Annotated in this window: 18 protein-coding genes and 3 pseudogenes; 16 read left to right on the forward strand and 5 right to left on the reverse strand. The window is 38.5% G+C overall.

All coding sequences use genetic code 11. The annotated features are described in order from the left end of the window. Positions 1 to 175: 175 nt before the first annotated feature. The 3 genes and pseudogenes from JN080_RS08415 to JN080_RS08425 all read left to right on the forward strand — a co-directional run bounded on the left by JN080_RS08415 (position 176) and on the right by JN080_RS08425 (position 2,658). Positions 176 to 637 (forward strand): annotated as a pseudogene (locus JN080_RS08415) (enoyl-CoA hydratase/isomerase family protein). A 308-nt stretch (positions 638 to 945) separates the two neighbouring features. Next, the gene (locus JN080_RS08420) at positions 946 to 1,809 is read left to right on the forward strand and encodes a hydroxymethylglutaryl-CoA lyase (protein ID WP_256235504.1); all 864 of its coding nucleotides are present in this window, start codon (positions 946 to 948) and stop codon (positions 1,807 to 1,809) included. A 408-nt stretch (positions 1,810 to 2,217) separates the two neighbouring features. Then, positions 2,218 to 2,658, forward strand: coding sequence for a DMT family transporter (locus JN080_RS08425; RefSeq protein WP_256235505.1), 441 nt, complete (start codon positions 2,218 to 2,220; stop codon positions 2,656 to 2,658). Between the two features lie 281 nt (positions 2,659 to 2,939). Here the strand turns inward: JN080_RS08425 and JN080_RS08430 are convergent. Next, positions 2,940 to 3,053 (reverse strand): annotated as a pseudogene (locus JN080_RS08430) (aldehyde dehydrogenase family protein); the annotation flags it as partial. A 93-nt stretch (positions 3,054 to 3,146) separates the two neighbouring features. Further along, a complete protein-coding gene (locus JN080_RS08435) occupies positions 3,147 to 3,293 on the reverse strand; it encodes a hypothetical protein (protein ID WP_256235506.1) in 147 nt (48 codons plus the stop codon). A 229-nt stretch (positions 3,294 to 3,522) separates the two neighbouring features. On the opposite strand from JN080_RS08435, the gene JN080_RS08440 reads away from it, so the two are divergent. From JN080_RS08440 to JN080_RS08450, 3 genes are read left to right on the forward strand one after another with little or no spacing between them, the layout of a single operon-like run. Further along, complete coding sequence (locus JN080_RS08440) at positions 3,523 to 3,723, forward strand: hypothetical protein (protein WP_256235507.1); 201 nt, start codon at positions 3,523 to 3,525, stop codon at positions 3,721 to 3,723. Continuing rightward, positions 3,717 to 4,118 (forward strand): MFS transporter, encoded by a 402-nt coding sequence (locus JN080_RS08445; protein WP_256235508.1) that lies wholly within the window; start codon positions 3,717 to 3,719, stop codon positions 4,116 to 4,118. The genes JN080_RS08440 and JN080_RS08445 overlap by 7 nt, the downstream gene beginning before the upstream one ends. Continuing rightward, on the forward strand, positions 4,049 to 4,948 hold the full coding sequence (locus tag JN080_RS08450; protein WP_256235509.1) for an MFS transporter: 900 nt from the start codon (positions 4,049 to 4,051) through the stop codon (positions 4,946 to 4,948). Before JN080_RS08445 ends, JN080_RS08450 begins: the two co-directional genes overlap by 70 nt. A gap of 199 nt (positions 4,949 to 5,147) precedes the next feature. Here the strand turns inward: JN080_RS08450 and JN080_RS29800 are convergent. Together JN080_RS29800 and JN080_RS08460 are read right to left on the reverse strand one after the other, a co-directional pair. Continuing rightward, a pseudogene (locus JN080_RS29800) lies at positions 5,148 to 5,486 on the reverse strand (C40 family peptidase); the annotation flags it as partial. Between the two features lie 1,557 nt (positions 5,487 to 7,043). Further along, complete coding sequence (locus JN080_RS08460) at positions 7,044 to 7,382, reverse strand: hypothetical protein (protein ID WP_256235511.1); 339 nt, start codon at positions 7,380 to 7,382, stop codon at positions 7,044 to 7,046. A gap of 712 nt (positions 7,383 to 8,094) precedes the next feature. Between JN080_RS08460 and JN080_RS08465 the strand changes: the two genes are divergently transcribed. The 5 genes from JN080_RS08465 to JN080_RS08485 all read left to right on the forward strand — a co-directional run bounded on the left by JN080_RS08465 (position 8,095) and on the right by JN080_RS08485 (position 13,857). Then, the gene (locus JN080_RS08465) at positions 8,095 to 9,582 is read left to right on the forward strand and encodes a hypothetical protein (RefSeq protein ID WP_256235512.1); all 1,488 of its coding nucleotides are present in this window, start codon (positions 8,095 to 8,097) and stop codon (positions 9,580 to 9,582) included. A gap of 36 nt (positions 9,583 to 9,618) precedes the next feature. Beyond that, complete coding sequence (locus JN080_RS08470) at positions 9,619 to 10,164, forward strand: acetyl-CoA carboxylase biotin carboxyl carrier protein (RefSeq protein ID WP_256235513.1); 546 nt, start codon at positions 9,619 to 9,621, stop codon at positions 10,162 to 10,164. Between the two features lie 28 nt (positions 10,165 to 10,192). Beyond that, positions 10,193 to 11,536 carry an acetyl-CoA carboxylase biotin carboxylase subunit gene (gene accC / locus JN080_RS08475; protein WP_256235514.1) on the forward strand — a complete coding sequence of 448 codons (1,344 nt, stop codon included), beginning with the start codon at positions 10,193 to 10,195 and terminating at the stop codon, positions 11,534 to 11,536. Positions 11,537 to 11,711: 175 nt separating this feature from the next. Beyond that, on the forward strand, positions 11,712 to 12,548 hold the full coding sequence (locus JN080_RS08480) for a beta-keto acid cleavage family enzyme (protein WP_256235515.1): 837 nt from the start codon (positions 11,712 to 11,714) through the stop codon (positions 12,546 to 12,548). Between the two features lie 106 nt (positions 12,549 to 12,654). Further along, positions 12,655 to 13,857 (forward strand): FAD-dependent monooxygenase, encoded by a 1,203-nt coding sequence (locus JN080_RS08485; protein WP_256235516.1) that lies wholly within the window; start codon positions 12,655 to 12,657, stop codon positions 13,855 to 13,857. A 206-nt stretch (positions 13,858 to 14,063) separates the two neighbouring features. Here the strand turns inward: JN080_RS08485 and JN080_RS08490 are convergent, their stop codons facing one another. Continuing rightward, on the reverse strand, positions 14,064 to 14,663 hold the full coding sequence (locus JN080_RS08490; protein WP_256235521.1) for a TetR/AcrR family transcriptional regulator: 600 nt from the start codon (positions 14,661 to 14,663) through the stop codon (positions 14,064 to 14,066). A gap of 208 nt (positions 14,664 to 14,871) precedes the next feature. On the opposite strand from JN080_RS08490, the gene JN080_RS08495 reads away from it, so the two are divergent. Genes JN080_RS08495 through JN080_RS08515 form a run of 5 tightly spaced genes read left to right on the forward strand, consistent with a single transcriptional unit; the run spans position 14,872 to position 18,173 of the window. Next, a complete protein-coding gene (locus JN080_RS08495) occupies positions 14,872 to 15,573 on the forward strand; it encodes a CoA transferase subunit A (protein ID WP_256235523.1) in 702 nt (233 codons plus the stop codon). A 26-nt stretch (positions 15,574 to 15,599) separates the two neighbouring features. Next, the gene (locus tag JN080_RS08500; protein ID WP_256235524.1) at positions 15,600 to 16,265 is read left to right on the forward strand and encodes a 3-oxoacid CoA-transferase subunit B; all 666 of its coding nucleotides are present in this window, start codon (positions 15,600 to 15,602) and stop codon (positions 16,263 to 16,265) included. Positions 16,266 to 16,296: 31 nt separating this feature from the next. Further along, positions 16,297 to 16,695 (forward strand): acyl-CoA thioesterase, encoded by a 399-nt coding sequence (locus JN080_RS08505; RefSeq protein WP_256235525.1) that lies wholly within the window; start codon positions 16,297 to 16,299, stop codon positions 16,693 to 16,695. Positions 16,696 to 16,728: 33 nt separating this feature from the next. Further along, positions 16,729 to 17,682 carry a fumarylacetoacetate hydrolase family protein gene (locus JN080_RS08510; protein ID WP_256235526.1) on the forward strand — a complete coding sequence of 318 codons (954 nt, stop codon included), beginning with the start codon at positions 16,729 to 16,731 and terminating at the stop codon, positions 17,680 to 17,682. Then, complete coding sequence (locus tag JN080_RS08515) at positions 17,682 to 18,173, forward strand: DinB family protein (protein WP_256235527.1); 492 nt, start codon at positions 17,682 to 17,684, stop codon at positions 18,171 to 18,173. The genes JN080_RS08510 and JN080_RS08515 overlap by 1 nt, the downstream gene beginning before the upstream one ends. Positions 18,174 to 18,188: the final 15 nt, after the last annotated feature.

Genomic DNA, 18,188 nt, shown 5'->3' on the forward strand with positions numbered 1-18,188 from the left:
GATAGATCCAATTAAGTTTTACGGATTTCCCTATTATAGCATGCTTGAACTGGGTGTATTTATGCATATTTCACATTAATTTGATGTGTTATTTGTTTTGTTTGTTTGTAAAGAGGGTAGTTATAATGAAATATAAGAAATATTTAATAATTGTGAAAGGAGGATTTATTCAGAAATGGCAACCGAACTTTTGCAAACCTTTCAATCTATCTTGGAGTCTGATGCAAGAGTAGTAATCTTAGCTTCAACCACTTCTAAGGCTTTTTGTTCGGGTGCTGATATTAAAGCGCGGAATGGGGTGACCGAACATTAATGGAGAGAACAACATATACTTTTTGAGAAAATGTTTTATGCACTTGCCGATCTTCCACAACCTGGAATTGCAGCAGTTGATGGTTATGTACTAGCTGGAGGTTTTGAGCTAGTTCTTAACCGTGATTTTATTATTGCAGCTAACAAAGCTACGTTTGGTCTACCTGAATTGACTCGTGGAATTATGCCGGGCGGCGGAGGATCACGTCTTCGTCCTAAAAGAGTTGGAATCCACATCGCAAAAGAATGTTTGTGCACAGGAAGGCTGGTTTCCGCTGAAGAGGCAGATAAAGCCGATTTATTAAATCGAAGGAGCTACTTCTGATCAATTATTGGAAGAATCGTATAAGCTAGCCCAAGTAACCGTGCTGCTGCATTATTCGATACTGGTAAACCGTGTGGAAAAGAAGCGAACATGGCGACTGCTTGAAGTCGATGCATCTTGGGAAGTGGCTAATGTCACTTTACAGACTCATGGAGGGTTCGGTTTTGCATAAGAATATGATGTTGAGCGGAAATTTAAAGAAACTCGTTTGTATAAGGCGACCACGATCTCTACCAACATGATCTTGTCCTATGTTGCAGAGCATGTCTTATGGTTACCTAGATCCTATTAATTGATGGGGTGGTAATGTGAATATTCCGAAAAAAATAGAATTGATCGAGGTCGGACCCCGTGATGGATTGCAGAACGAACCCAAGCCAATTTCGACGGAAGATAAAAAGAAACTTATCCGTAAACTAGCAAAGACGGGAATTTCTCGAATGGAAACCTGCGCTTTTGTTAGTCCCAAATGGGTGCCGCAAATGGCTGATGCAGCTGAAATATCCGCATATTGCAATGAGTTGGGGATTACTTATATTGCTTTGACACCGAATCTGAAGGCAGTGGAACGAGCTATTGCAGCCCAAGTTCCGCAAATTGCAGTCTTTGTTGGTGCGAGTACAACGTTTAACAAGAAGAATATCAATAAGACAACCGCCGAATCCTTGAAAGATTGCGAGGTAATTTTTGCTAAAGCTAAGGCAAATGGACAATTCATTCGGGCTTATGTTTCTATGGCGTTTACATGCCCGTTCCAGGGAGAGGTATCCTTTGATGCCGTAAACGATGTCACTCGCATATTTATCGAGTTACATGCGGATGAGATTGATATTGGTGACACGAATGGCCACGCCAACCCCAAAATGGTGTATGAACGTTTTTCGCGGTTGCGTGATCTTTATCCGGAAACAGTTTTTGTTGGGCATTTCCATGATACTTGGAATATGGCGCTTGCAAATACATTAGCTGCAATGCATGCTGGAGTTGCTAAATTTGATAGCTCTATCGGAGGTCTTGGAGGTTGTCCTTATTCTCCGGGAGCAACAGGAAACCTAGCTAGTGAAGATCTGTTGCTAATGTTATCCCAAATGGGGGTAGAGACAGGTGTTTCTTATGAAAAGCTGCAAGCTGTGGTCCCATTTGCTAAGTCACTGTCTAATAAGTTAATTTAAGTAGTCAGGCAGATTATCTTCCCGGTTTCCATCCCTCCCGTTTGATTCATTCCACATTGTCTATCTATTGTTTTGCACATAATTATTTGAATAATCAAATTATTTTAAAAAAGTATTTTACTACCGTAAGGATTCATTCAGATGAAAAGAGCGTTAATGAAACAACTCTTCTTGAGGTTAGTCCCCCAAAAAATTAAAGCAATTGTAGTGGGGGACTGAACGAAATGTCTATTGGATAAGTTAATTTAATCTTTGGATTAGCTTACAATCATCCAATTGGATGATTACAAAGGGATTATTTAGATTTACCATAGTAATGAGAGAGTGACACTAAATGACATATATTGAAAGCAGATAGGATAAGGAGTGTTATCTTTCTAGAATAATCGATAAAGAAGGAGAATTTAGATGTTAGTAAAGCTTATTTTTCCATTGCTGGCGCTGATCGGTGGAATGGCACTAGCAACGCAGGGTCAGATTAATGGTGGTTTAGGTAAAAAAATCGGTGTTATTGAAAGTTCCTTTATGAATTTTGCAGTAGGAGCGATGGTATTATTTCTTATTTTAATATTTTTTGGCAACGGTAATATTTCAGCCATTTCAACAGTTCCAAAGTGGCAAGTAATCGGCGGTTTGCTGGGATCTTTTTTTGTGATGATTCAGGTTATTGTTGTTCCTAAGATCGGTGTCTCTGCTACTTTCATGGCCGTCATTGCAGGGCAGATTATTCTTAGTGTAGTAATAGATCATTTTGGTTTTTTTGGCGGCGAGCGTCACCCGATTGATTTAACCAAAATGGGCGCAATCCTTTTACTGTTAATTTCAGTGTTTTTGTATAATAAAAAATAAAAAAACAAACAGACTTAAAAGACTCGATGAGCAAGGAAAAGTTTTTGTGGGATGGATTTAACTAATTTTATTAACAAATAAAAGTACATCCATAGAAATAATATACTATCCACTGTACTAGCTAGCGTAATTGGGTGGCATATTTTAATTGCCAATCGCATGTACCGATGCTCCATGGTTTCAACAATATTAAATAACAAAGCTTAAAATAAAAAAAGTCATAAAAAGGTTAGTCTCCTAATTTGTTTAGAGTAACCTTTCTATGACTTTCGTCTTTTAGTCTACATCTTACAATTTAATACAATTAGTAGATAGGTATAGAATTCAAAGCTGTGCGCTCCTACTTCTCTACCAATACCACTTTGCTTCATGCCCCCAATTGGTGTGTAAAGATCACCAACCAAATGTTCAAGTAATTATCCAAGAAGATCACAGTTTATCGAAAATGTATTTACTTTACATATTTTTGCTCAGCAGTTTCTTTAGCACTAGAAACTTTCGTTTTTTCCAAATGTTATAAGGGGGTTCCAGCTCCCTGATGATTGACCATCTGCATAATAGTTTGGAGTACAATCTTCATCAATAATACCGAGCAGCATGGCTATGTGGCGGCCGCCTGATTCTACCTTTGCCATACTTGCATCAGGATCAAGAGTGGGTGGAAGGGTTTATCCCACTAGTATTACCGATGTTCGAAAAGTAAGAGAATAAAATCTTATATTCTACCAATTTTTCTCCAATAAAATAGGAGGATTTCTGGGGATCTCGTCTTATCGTATGATGAGCGTGCACTTGAAAAAAGAGGGGTTAGGGAAACCATAGAGGTAGTAATTTTCGTAAATCCAATAAAAAAGAGGTGTTTCTATGAAAAAAAGCTGGCAACGTTATCACACAATTTGGGCTTTCTTATTTCTAGGTTGGTTTGTTTCATATGCTGATCGAAGCTTAACAGGACCAGTTATTACTTGGATGATTACTAATAAAGTAGCGTTTCTACAGTCTGCTGCCAACCCCTATGCGCTTTGCGGCCTATTAGGAAGTTTATTCTTTGCTGGATATTGCTGACACAGTTTCCTGGCGGCTATTTTGGAGACAAATTTGGTTATCGAACCGTTATAATAATCAGTATATTTTGGGCTGGTATTACCACTTTATTTGCTGGAGTCATGAGCGGATTAACTCTCTTTATTGCGATCCGGGTTTTGACAGGATTAGGGGAAGGTGTATTTTATTCGAATGACCGATCACTAATTGCCCAAGTAACCCCTCCAAAAAAATTAGGACTGGGAATTGGTCTTGTTATTACAGGACTTTCACTTGGGTTGGCCGCAGCTACATTAGGGACCCCGTATCTAATTAATTTTGCCCAAGCCTTCTGGGGAAATGAAGCTTGGAGGGCCCCTTTTCTTTTAATGGGTACGATAACAATTGTAACGGTTTCTTATTATTTAAGTTCATGAAACCAAATACGGGAGAAAAGGCAACGAAAGAGCCATTTGGCCAAGCACTCATTAACCTTTTGAAGTATTCGACTGTGTTTTTGATCATCCTTTTGTCTATCTATTTCCTTTCTAATTACTTTGGATTATCTGAAGTTGCGGTAGGGTTGATTTTTACTGGACTTGCAGTTGGGTTTATATTATTTATCAATAAAACAAAAGCAGCAGAAGTTAGACCAATTTTAAAAAATGGCAATCTTGTTTTACTCTATCTTTCTGGTATTCCAATTGTTTGGCATCTTTGGCTTTACGGTTATTGGTCCACATCAATTGTGCAAGACATTGACGGTGGTAAATTAACAACTGCTGCTTTAGTTGCTTCATTTAATGTTATAGCGGGTTTAATTGGTTATCCTTTAGGCGGAAAGATTTCTGATATCGTAGCTAACAAAACGAATGGAAGAAGAAACTTTCTCGCAATTATTTTAATTTGTTTGACTGTTTGTATTTTTGTGCTGGCATCCTACCTACTGTTGGGATATAAAAATTTAATTGTCGTATCTCTTATACTGTTTACTTCCGGACTGTTTTTCTTCGCAACACAAACAGTTTCACATGCCCTTACAGCAGAACTGGCACCAGCCGAGAATCGTGGAGCTGCTTTTGGTATGTGGAATCTTGTTTCCGAGATAGGTGCTTTACTTTCCCCAGTTGTTTCCGGAGCAATACGTGATCACACAGGAAGCTGGACAAATGCGCTTATTTTAGATGGTATTTTGATGGGAATTAGCTTCATTCTGGTTGCAGCTATAGCTAGACCTGGTTACAAATTAGCGCTAAGAAAAAAGTGAATACTGAAATGTAGGGTGATGGTGGTTTGACTGCATGGAAAGTATCTTAACACGACCATAATCTCTTTCCATTTGTTAGATAGGAAAAAGTGGGTCTACATTAAAAAGAAAATGCAGACCCATTTTTTTGTTAGTGAATCAGTTTGATTATTAGTTTTTTGATAGTTACAAGTTAATAGTCTAATTTGTTTCTAATTCATTATAAGGTTTTTCTTGCCCCTAAATATCTAGGACCCCAATAAGAAGATGCCATATTAGAGATTTTCACACCTGAATCAGTAGCACTAATGAATTGGTTATTACCTAAATAGATTCCTACATGTGATGGTCCTGGTTGGTAGGTTTCAAAAAAGACTAGATCACCTATACTTGGTGAATTTACAGGTGTTGTAGCGCCCCATTGCTCTGAAGTGGTTCGAGGTAGGGAAACGCCAAATTTATCAAATACATATTTTACGAAGCCGCTGCAATCAAAACCAGATGGTGTATTTCCTCCCCAGCGATATGGTGTACCCATGTATTTCTTGGCTTCAGCAATTATTGCCTGAACATTAGAAGCTGCGATTGCTGCTGGCTTTTCGGCAGCTGGTGAAGCAGTAGGCGCTTCAGGTTGAACAGCTGGTTGAGAAGCCGGCGAAGCAGCCTGATTTCCTTCTGGTTGAGAAGCAACAGGAGCTGTCTGATTCTCTGTTGGTTGAGAAGCAACAGGAGCTGTCTTGTTCTCTGTTGGTTGAGAAGCAACAGGAGCTGTCTTGTTCTCTGTTGGTTGAGAAGCAACAGGAGCTGTCTGATTCTCTGTTGATTTAGAAGCCGCAGGTGCCATCTGATTCTCTGATTGTTGAGAAGCGGCAGGGGCTATTTGTGATTCGGCAGGTGCTGCAGGTGCCTTGACTTCAGAATTTGAAGCTGCAGACCCATTAATCGCAGAGGCATTGGCCCGCTCACTTCTCAGTTTTAGAATTTTTCCAGCAATAATTTTGTTAGAAGTTAATTGGTTCATTGATTTAAGCTTGGAAACTGATAGATTATAACGGGTTCCTATCGTAGAAAGGGTATCACCCTTCTGGATAACATAAGAAGACGCATCCGTTTTAGTGGTTGGTACTGATGATGAAGAACTAATTACATTTGCAGTTGGTATTTTCAATTGCTGACCCGGATGAATTAAATTCGTTGTAAATCCATTTGTGCTTTGCAGTTCCCTTACCGTTGTGCCATAAGATCTTGCAATAGTCCATAGACTATCTCCTGATTTCACTGTGTACGTTAACGATAGTTTTTGATTCACATAGATACGATCACTTGAAAGATCGTTCCAATCTTTTAAATTATGAATAGAAACATTATTTACTTTAGAGATTTTCCATAAGCTGTCTCCTGGATGAACAGTATATGTATTTTCTTGAGCACTTGCAGAGGCCCCAAAAGCAGTGAATATAAGGCCTGCCGTTGCAGCTGCCGTTACTAGATTTTTCTTCAATGTGTAGCACTTCCTTAAGTTTCATAAATTTGGTACATAGAAAATAATAGTCAAATGAGAAATTAAAACAACTATAAAAAATGGATATATTGTATTGAAATTACATATATGGTACTGAAAGTGCTTTGCGTTACAAACAATGTAAATTGCCCCAATCCCTACAGTACAAGGGTTTCAGGACACATTTTCTTATACATTCCAAACTGTTCTGTAATACAATTGAAAACAAATTTTAATATTTCGAGATAATTATATATTCGTTAGTCTAAAAGTTTGAATAGAGTAAGAGTGTTTTTGGCAATTAACAAATGTCACTGATGGCAGTATGTTTTTTGCATAGAAAAAAAGCCAATACATACAAGGATGAATGTATTAGCTTATTAAAAATTACTTCTAATTGAATTAAAGCATAACTTATTATTTTAAAAAGATGACACTAACTTCCGTCCGACCTCCTTTCGATATATGTCATTAAATGTAAATCTCTCATTAGTATGGTAAATCTAAAAAATCCCTTTGTAATCATCCAATTGGATGATTACTAATCCACCATCTACGAAAAGGATAAAACAGTTGTATGGAATCCGGCTCTTTTAGCAAAGCATGCTTTCAGCTTCAAACAGATTTTTTTGTTGAATATTCGAGGAGCCAGTCGGGAATTGCATTTCGGTTGGCGTTGCTGTGATTGCCCTCAATTCTTTCCCGTCCTTCCTTCTTCCAATTTTGTAAGGTTTCCTGAAAAACATTCTCCTCGAAGCAGAACACCGCAATATCGGCAATAGCAGGTGGAAATGGACTCTTTCGAATATGGTTTTTAAGCTTCGCCATCACTTTCTTATAATCCATTTTCGAACAACATTGGAACCAATTCAGCACCGTTTCATCTTTGAAGGTGCAGTTGGTATAAACCGACTCAATCAGCACCATTAGTTTGACAACTTCCTCCTTGGTCATTCCTGCCCCTCTCCTTTAAGACAATTTTTCCTTCCTGAATCAGCTGTTCCACCCGCTCAGAAATAGTCTCTCGATTTGCCTTTGTCTGCTGCCGGCTGTTTTTCTTCGCATCTAGTTTTGTCCTAATTCCTTTTTCACAATACATTGCGCTGCTAAAAGGAGAGCAAAAAAAATCAGTACCATCATCCAAACAGCTAAATTGATCCGAATTTACAAATTAATAAAAATTTTTATAAGGTTTGGAAGCTTTCATTCTGGGAAAATACTTGAATTTCGACAGTATTAGCTAAATATAACCTTTTCTTTACTAGCAATTGTTATAAAATAGCGAATTTTTTGAAGAATAAAATATTGACTCTTGTAACGCAAGACAATAGAATAGCAAATAGGAATACTGATTCCGCTTTAGATTATAAACTAGCTTCTTAAAAGGTTTAAATCCAAAGAAATTTGTACAATGTATACGCTTTCCATTGGATGAAGGGGGAGTTTTCACAACATTAGTATTTAGAACAGTTGTTGAAGATTTTTTGCTAGTTTCAGAGGTTATCTATTATAAAGTAGCCTGAATAATAAGCGAAAAATCCGGAATATTCAAAACAGAGTGAATAATTTTATTTGCGTTCGATAGGGGAATAAGCTGTTTTGAGGGATATAAGGTAACTTAAAAGAAATGAAAGCGTTTAATAACAAGAGGATGGGAGAGGAAACAATGACAAAGGAATTACTACAATACGTAGATACAACCTTACGTGATGGAACTCAAAGCCTATGGGCAGCCGAATCGCGTACGGGAATGGTAGAGGCAGTAGCAGAGGATCTGGATCAAGCGGGGTTTCAAGTAGTAGAAGTTCCATTAATGCCATACAATTTCAAAAAAATTGTCCGTGATTTAAAAGAAGATCCATGGAAGTTAGCACAAATAGTTGGGGAGAAGATGCCGAATGCGAAAAAAGCATTTATGGGTGAACCAGGCCTTGTTCTTTTTGAACTATTAGAAACACCTCCATCTGTAGGTAAACTGTTTTATGATTTATTAATTGAGCGTGGGGCCATTAATCGTGTACAGACAATGGCCAATATTTTTGGAAATTTAAAAACAGATTTCCCATGGTTCATACCGTATTTACGCAGTAAAGGGATGGAAATTGCCCATGCCGTTTGTTACAGTATCTCGCCAAGACATACAGATGAATACTTTGCGAAGAAAACGAAAGAAGTGGTGAAAAATAAGCCGGATGTTATTTATTTTAAAGACGCAGCTGGTTTGTTAACGGTTGAAACTCTTAGAAGACTATTACCGATTATTATCGAAAATTCAAAAGGAATCCCTATAGAATTCCATACTCATTGTACGACTGGACTTGCAGATGAGCTCTATGTTGAAGCGATGAAAATGGGTGTTCGGAGTCTTCATACAGCAATTCCACCATTAGCAAATGGTTCAGGACAACCATCTGTATTTACAACAATAGCAAATGCAAAATATTTAAATTTAGACCATAACATAGATATTGAACGTATTCAAAGAATTTCAGAGCGTTTAATGGTCGTTGCCAAGGCAGATAACTTACCAATCGGTGCGCCTCTTGAGTACGATTACTCACAATATATTCATCAAGTACCTGGCGGTGTTATTTCAAATCTACGCTTCCAGTTACAAGCAATGAATCTTCAGGATAGAGTGGATGAGGTAGTTGAAGAATCAATCCGAATTCGTGCAGAACTAGGTTATCCGGTGATGATTACACCATATTCGCAATTCATGGTGACACAAGCTGCAATTAACGTTGCAACAGGAGAACGTTACAAAGTTGTCATCGATGAATTGATTCAAATGGCTGCAGGTGTATATAGCGAAGATTCAGGTTATTTAATGATGGATCAAGACTTAAAAGATAAATTCTTAAGTTTACCACGTGCAAAAGAATTACATTATGAGCCAGTTGAAGATATACCAATTAAGAAATTGAAAGAGCAATTCGGTGGTCCGACACTCTCAGATGAAGAGTTCATGCTGCGTTATATTATGAAAGGTACCAAAGATATTGAGGAAATGCGGAAAGCAGATCCGTATCGTAAATATTTTTCAGCTTCAACACCTTTAGCAGAACTTTTAGATAAGTTAAGCAAACAACCAAGTATTTCACATGTGCAAATCCAAGGTCATCAAGGTTCACTAATCTTAACAAATAACTAAAATTTGAAAATCATTGAACTATAGGAGGAATAAAAGATGAGCAAAAATATTTTAAAGGGACTAAATGAAAATGATGTGGAAACACTCACAACGTTGATTGATAAATTAGAGGTTTCTTCTTTTAACTATTTAAAATTAGAGAATCCAGATCTTAAAATTGTTATCGGTAAAAATGGAGTAACAGAAACGGTTCAACCTAGTGTTCAAGCAAGTGTTCAAACACCAGTAGAAATTGAACAAGTAGTGTCAGAAACGAAGCTTGAAGCTGCGGCAGCGATAGAAGTACCTGAACAAGAAACTGAATTAGTAGAAGCTAAGCAAGATGCAAACACAGAAGAAGATATTGTGACGATCAATGCAGCAACTACTGGCATATTCTATGCACAACCTGAGCCAGGTGCTAATCCATATGTAAAAGTAGGAGCTACTGTCCAAGAAGACACTACTGTTGGGTTAATTGAAATTATGAAAGTATATAGTGCAATTGCTGCGGGTGTAGCAGGCGTTATTACTGAGATTCATGTTGAAGATGCCGATTTAGTTGAAGTGGGACAACCATTATTCTCAGTAAAAGTGAACTAAATCTATTAAAAGAAGAGGAGACAGTTGAATGGCAATTTCACGTATTTTTATTATTAATCGAGGCGAAATAGCACTTCGTATTATTAGAACATGTAAGGTTTTAGGGATTGAAACGATCTTAGCTGTTTCTGAAGCGGATCAAGACAGCCTGCCCGCAAGATTAGCAGATAAAGCTGTTGTTATTGGTAAAGCACCAGCAGCGAAAAGTTATCTTAATATCCCAACCATTATTTCGACAGCTGTATCAGTTGGTGCTGATGCGATACACCCTGGTTATGGATTTTTAGCAGAAGTTCCAGAATTGGCGCAAGTCTGTGCCGAAAAGGGTATTGTCTATGTTGGTCCACAGCCGGATCATATTTTGAAGATGGGTAATAAGCTTGTTGCCCGTGCTATTGCACAAGAATGTGCTGTTCCTGTTCTTCCTGGTTCAGAAAAAGTAGCTTCATATGAAGAAGTCCTGCAAACGATTGAAAAAATTGGTTTGCCGGTCATGTTAAAAGCAGCAGCAGGCGGCGGCGGTCGCGGTATGAAGGTTGTTACCGATAGAGCGCAAGTGAAAACTGTTTTTGAATCAGCGTCAGCAGAAGCAAAAGCTGCTTTTGGAGACGGAACGATGTACGTGGAAAAATATATTGCCAATGCTCGCCATATCGAAGTTCAAGTACTCGGAGATAAATATGGTAACGTGGTTCATCTTGGTGAACGTGATTGTTCGACACAGCGTCGTCATCAAAAACTAGTGGAAGAAGCGATGGCACCGATTATTTCCGAAGAGCTGCGTCAAGATATTCACAATGCGGCTGTTAAATTGGCGGAAAATATTTCTTATGAAAATGCGGGCACCGTAGAATTTATCGTCGATCAAGACGAAGCAACATTCTATTTCCTTGAAATGAATACACGAATTCAAGTCGAACATCCAGTTACCGAAATGATCACAGGTGTAGATTTAATTCAAGAGCAAATTAACGTGGCAAACGGTCAAACACTTCGATTTACTCAAGCAGATATTCAATTCAAGGGCCATGCAATCGAGTGCCGAATTAATGCAGAAGAACCAGCGGAAGGATTTCGTCCAACGCCAGGGGTAATTACAAAATGGGAAATGCCTCAAGGTCCGGGTGTACGAGTTGATACGCATTGTTACCAAGGGTATAAAGTACCAGTTTACTATGATTCGATGATTGCAAAGGTCATTGTTCATGGAGAGACTCGCGAACATGCTATTCAAAGAATGATAGTAGCTTTAGATGAATTTACAGTAGAAGGAATCAGTACGACAATTCCGTTTTTAAAACAAGTTCTGCAGGATGAAGATTTTGAAAGCGGTCATGTGCATACACGTTTATTGGAAAAAATCATGGCTTAAGTAACATTTAGAAATAGCATGGTTAGTAGGCCATTTTAATAGGCATCTATTAAAATGGCAGCTTCACTACTAAAAATTGCCGGATTAATAAGTTTCGTCTGAATTGTTGATCGATTTAGATGAAACTTTCATTGATGCTAGTTTGAAATTCAATAATCTAAAGGGGGATTTTATAATGGAAAAATTGATTATCACGGTAGCGACAACAGGGGATTTTGCAACGAAAGAACATACTCCTTACTTACCAACTACGCCACAGGAAATTGCTGATTCTATTTATGAATCATGGCAAGCAGGTGCAGCAATCGCGCATATTCATGTCCGAGATGATAACGGCATACCAACCCTAGATGTAGATAAGTATCGTGAAGTAACAAGACTGCTTGAAGAAAAGAATTGTGATATTATCATTAACTTCACTACTGCTGGTGGAGAACTAAGAGATGTAACAAAACGATTCCCGGTTGTTGAATTACAGCCTGAACTTGCTTCTTTTGATGCCGGATCATTTAATATAGGGCCAAATGTATTTATTCATACTCCTGCAATGCTCGAACAATTAGCTAGTAAAATGCAAGAAAATGATGTAAAGCCTGAACTTGAAGTGTTTGATGTGGGAATGATTCATAATGCTTTACGAGTTGCAAAAACCGGATTAATCAAACCACCTTTCTTTTTCCAATTTGTCTTGGGGGCGCAAGGCGGCATCCCTGCTACACCAGAAAATCTAATGTTTATGAGAAATAACATTCCTGAAGGTGCTCTCTGGTCAGCGATTGGAGCGAGCAAAGATCAATTAATGATTAACACATTGACCATTTTACTTGGCGGACATGTCCGTGTCGGAATGGAAGATGCTGTATATTTCCGCAAAGGAGAGCTGGCAAAAAGTAATGCTCAATTTGTAGAGAGAATCGTAGAATTGGCTAAAACGTTAGGCCGAGAAGTAGCAACACCAGACGAAGCTAGAAAAATGTTAGGACTTAAAGTTAAAAGCTCTGCGCATTCCTAATAAAATATCACATTTAAAAATAGTAGAAGCAATGATTATAGAGGATAAACCACGTAGTATATGTATTTTACAAAAGGGATAAAAGTTTTACAAGGGGGATGGGAATATGGGTAACGCAGAAAAAGAAATGCTTGTCATTGGTGGAGGCATTGGCGGAATTGCAGCAGCTCTTGCAGCAGCTGAAGCAGGCCATAAAACAAAAGTGTTCGAGCAGGCATCTCAATTCGGTGAAATTGGAGCAGGTATTCAAATGGGACCAAATGCCATGGCGGTCCTGGATCGATTTGGCGTTTCAGATGAAATTGCAAAATATGCTGTATTCCCTCAAAGACTTGTATTAAAAGACGTTTATACAGGGAAGGAATTAGCTGCATTAGATTTAGGTGATGAATTTAAGGGAAAATACGGTTTCCCTTACATCGTATTACATCGTTCAGATTTACATCGTGCCCTAATAGAGGCAGCTGAGAAAAACCCGCTTATTAGCTTTGTGAATGGCCAAATTATTGAAACGGTAGAAGAAAATGAAGCGGGTGTTACCGTTACGAATCAAAGAGGCGAACAATATACAGGAAAAGCTGTGATTGGTGCAGATGGTCTTTGGTCAAAAATGCGAAAGTATTTTGCCAATGATGAAGCAATCTGCTCTCATTATGTAGCATACCGTGGAACGGTTCCGATTGAGGAAATTAGCAATGATGCCAATATGGATGACGTCATTATGTGGATTGGTCCTAATCTTCATGTAGTGCAATATCCTGTCCGTAAAGGCGAATTGTATAATCAGGTTGTTGTATTTAAAAGTCAAACTTACAAGCATCATTCAGATGACTGGGGAACACCGGAAGAAATGGATAAAGTATTTAAAGGATGTCATCCACTTGTTGTGAATGCTCTTTCCTTCATTCAACGGCAAATTCGCTGGCCGATGTATGACAGACTTCCAATCGATAACTGGACAAAAGGAAGCTTTACCCTTCTTGGGGATGCTGCTCATCCAATGCTTCAATACTTGGCGCAAGGTGGCTGTCAAGCATTAGAAGACGCTTCTTATTTAGCTGATATGCTTGAGCTTCACGGTGAAAACATTGAACAAGCATTTCTGGCGTACCAGGAAGAACGCATTCCTCGTACGGCAAAGGTACAAACAAATGCCCGTACGTGGGGAGAAATTATTCACGCAGACGATTCAGTGTCAATTTTATTGCGTGATACTCTTCTAGAAAACATAGAAGCGAAAGACCTAGAAATGATCGACTGGTTATATGGATATAGAAAACTGCCCGCTAAAAAAATCAGCATAAAGTAATGAGCCTAAAGGCATAGGGGCAGTTTGTAAGTGTGTCAGCTTCTAACTGCCCTTACCCGGCTTGGCTTGCCGATTTTGTTCACCTGGCACCAGCCTTTCACACCGTCAAAAGTCGACACAGTAAAATGAAAAGGAAGTTTATGGTGATAATCTTTACATTAAGTTCAAAAAGTAAGCTGTTTTTCGAAATCATTTAAGCATGGAAACTATTTTTTTAGCACTCCATTTAGAGCTAAATCTGCTAAGAAATAGGGGACATTTTCCAACGGCATAATTGCTGCGAATTGGTTAACCATTTGTGGGTTAATCATATTATGTAAAAATATTTCATATAACCTTGGATCACCATCTCGAAAAACGCCTTCCTTTTGACCATGTTCGATTACCTCGGCATAGAGTTGTTTTAAATGAGATAAAAAGGTTTCTTTGAATTCATTGTCACCTTTATCTGTGACCAGCAGTTCAACAATCATCGGGTGGATTTCACCGTATTTTTGCGTGATTTGTCCATAGCAATTAAATATTTGATAAACCTTATCAACTGTAGGCTGATTCGATTGTAATATGACTGCCTGTTCATTATAAATGTCAGAAATCACTTCATTTGCGACAGCATTAGCTAATTGATGTTTATTGTTGAACCTTCTGTATACTGTGCCAACGCCAACATTCGCTTCTAGTGCAACTTCTTCAATTGTTGCATCTAGTCCTTTTTGAGAGAATATCTTTTTAGCTGCTTCAAGAATTTTTACAGCATTTTTATTCGCATCTTTTCTCTTAGAAGAAATAACAAATTCGCTATCCATAGTCTAGTAAAATCACTCCAGTTTAAATCGTTCTTATTATTACCTTTTATTATAAAATAAATAGTTGAAAAAAATAAAAGTTTTATAATTGATATTTTATTCCAATTAATAATAATTTTATATTTTACTTATAGAAAATGGCAAGGTAAACTTTAAATAATAAACAAAATATTCGGAAATTTAGTACTATTCAAAAGGAGGTCGTTCTATGAAACATACAAAAGTAATGAGTTCTTTTAAGGATGCAATTGAGGATATTAAGGACGGTTCAACTTTAATTGTTGGGGGTTTTGGGCTTAGCGGCATTCCTGAGTGTTCCATTCAGGCTCTTAAAGAGCAAGGAACAAAAGATTTGACGGTTGTTAGCAACAATTGCGGGGTGGATGATTGGGGACTCGGTCTTTTGTTAGCCAACCGCCAAATTAAGAAAATGGTATCTTCTTATGTAGGAGAAAATAAAATTTTTGAACAGCAGTATTTAAGTGGTGAATTGGAAGTTGAATTGGCTCCACAAGGTACACTTGCCGAGCGGATTCGGGCTGGCGGTGCAGGAATCCCGGGATTTTATACAGCTACAGGTGTCGGTACGCCAATTGCTGAAGGTAAAGAAACAAAAGAGTTTAACGGAAAAATCTATTTACTTGAAAAAGGCATTGTCGGGGATTTTGCTCTGGTAAAAGCTTGGAAAGCGGATACTTTAGGTAACCTCGTATACCGAAAAACATCCCGCAATTTCAACCCGCTCGCAGCCATGGCAGGAAAAATAACGATTGCCGAAGTGGAAGAAATAGTTGAACCAGGTGAACTGGATCCGGATGAAATTCATACGCCTGGAATTTATGTGCAGCGTTTGCTGCTTGGAACAAATTATCAAAAACGAATTGAACGCCGTACGGTTGTACAAGCTTAATATTTTAATAGGATGGGGTGCCGAAATTGAAAGATATTCGTCTTGAAATTGTGAAAAGAGCTGTTAAGGAAATTGAGGACGGCATGAATGTAAATCTTGGTATTGGCATGCCGACCCTTGTTGCAAATGAAATCCCAGCTGATTTCAATGTATTGCTTCAATCAGAAAATGGCCTGCTCGGCATCGGTCCGTATCCGATTGCCGGCAGTGAAGATCCGGATTTAATCAATGCTGGAAAAGAAACCGTTACGACGGTTCCTGGTTCTTCATTTTTTGACAGTGCAGAGTCGTTTGCGATGATTCGGGGCGGTCATATCGACCTGGCGATTCTTGGAGGAATGGAGGTGTCTGAAAAAGGAGACTTGGCGAACTGGATGATTCCCGGAAAAATGGTGAAGGGCATGGGCGGTGCAATGGACCTTGTCAACGGGGCAAAAAGAGTTGTCGTCATTATGGAACACGTCAATAAACAGGCAGAGGCGAAAATTAAAAAAGAATGTTCCCTTCCGCTTACAGGACAGCAGGTTGTACACCGATTAATTACTGATCTCGCCGTTTTTGATTTTACTCCAAACGGAATGGTACTTGTTGAAACACAAGGAGATGTAACCGTTGAAGAAGTGAAGGAAAAAACAGAAGCGCAATTTACGGTAGCAGCGGAACTCTTGGCTAAGCGGCTAAGATTCAAGTAGAGCATGAATGATAAAACAAAGGCAGGTGAATATGTTGAAGAATGAATACAAACTAAAAGTTCGCTGGGGAGATACAGATGCAGCAGGAATTGTGTTCTATCCTAATTTTTATAAGTGGATGGATGAAGCGACACACGAATATTTTGCAACAATTGGCTTCCCAACTTCCCATCTATTTTCGAACAAACAAATAAGTATTCCTTTATTGGAAACACATTGTCAGTTTAAATCTCCTTTATTTTTTGAAGATGAGATTTGTGTAACGACATCAGTAGAAATTGTAAAGAAAAAAGTTTTTAAAGTTACTCATCTTTTTACAAGAGGGGATCAACAAATCGCAGAAGGATATGAACTGCGGGCATGGGCTAGTTTTGAAAATGGAGTAAAAGCCATTGAAATTCCCGAGGAAATAAAGCAAAAAATAGTGTAAAAAATTATGATTAATAGAAAAGAGGTTACATATATGAAATTAATTACGTTTGCAAGAGAAGGAGTATCACGTGTTGGTGCCATTGTAGATAACGAGGTTGTAGATTTAAATCTTGCTTATCAGGTTTTGGTCGAATCAGAAGGAAAATTACGCGCCCCCAAAATTGCTGAAGCATTTGTTCCTGCTGATATGAATGGTTTCTTACAGGGCGGAAAGGAAAGCATGGAACTTGCGAAAAATGCGATTGCATTTGCATTGAATACTAGAGAAGACAAAGGACGGAAGCTAGTATTTGCGCTTAATGATGTAAAAGTGGAAGCTCCAGTACCACAGCCTGGAAAAATGATTTGCGTGGGCCACAATTACCGGGAACATATTATGGAAATGAAACGCGAAATCCCGCCATTCCCTGTAGTTTTTGCAAAGTTTGCTAATACTGTTGTCGGACCACAGGACGATATTCCGTTTTCCCCAATTTCTGAGCAGCTGGACTATGAAGCTGAATTTGCTTTTGTTATTGGAAAGAGAGCAAGAAATGTTTCGCAGGAAGATGCACTGGATTATGTTGCTGGCTATACCATCGTCAATGATGTTACATACCGCGATATTCAACGCCGGACCATTCAATGGTTACAAGGCAAAACGGTAGAAGGAAGTGCCCCGATGGGTCCATGGCTTGTTACAACTGATGAGCTGACAGATCCATCTGGTTTGGAAGTTGTATTAACTGTGAATGGGGAAGAAAGGCAGCATACGAATACTGCTAACCTAGTATTCTCTGTTCAATATTTAGTAGAGTTTTTATCTAATTTGATGACGCTTGAACCAGGTGACGTTATTTTAACGGGAACTCCTGGCGGGGTGGGTGTTGCAATGAATCCGCCTGCATTTTTAAAAGACGGTGACATTGTGAAAATTGCTATCGATAAGATCGGCGCATTAGAAAATAAAGTAAAAAAAGTAGCAGAAGTAGGAGTGACATTGTAATGGGAACAAAAACAATCCAGCAATCAATTGAATCTATTCAACAGTCGATTGATAAAATGATTGGCACAGTTTCACGACTTTCAGAAGAAATCATTCGCCGGAAGCCAAGCGAAAATGAATGGTCCATTATCCAAATTTTATGTCACGTACTGGAAGCAGTTCCTTACTGGATCGGTGAGATAGCACAAATCAAGGCAAATCCAGCGGAATTATGGGGAAGAAATCACCTTCAAGAAGCACGTCTTGCTGCTGTTGCGGATACAGACCGGCGTACAGTCGATGCTGTGGTAAAGGAACTTGATGCTTTAAAGTCTCAAGTGGAAAAGGAACTGGGCGCTTTAGACCAAGATACACTGGCTATTACAGCAACAAGCCGTAATCCAAATTTCGGTACAAAACCGATTTCGTTTATTATAGATCATCTTATTGACGAACATGTCAGCAAGCACTGCGGACAGATTGACAGAAGTCTTTCAAAATTAAACGAATGAAAGGAGGTTTTTAAA

Source organism: Bacillus sp. EB600 (assembly GCF_024494385.1).
GTDB lineage: Bacteria > Bacillota > Bacilli > Bacillales > Cytobacillaceae > JAEVLT01.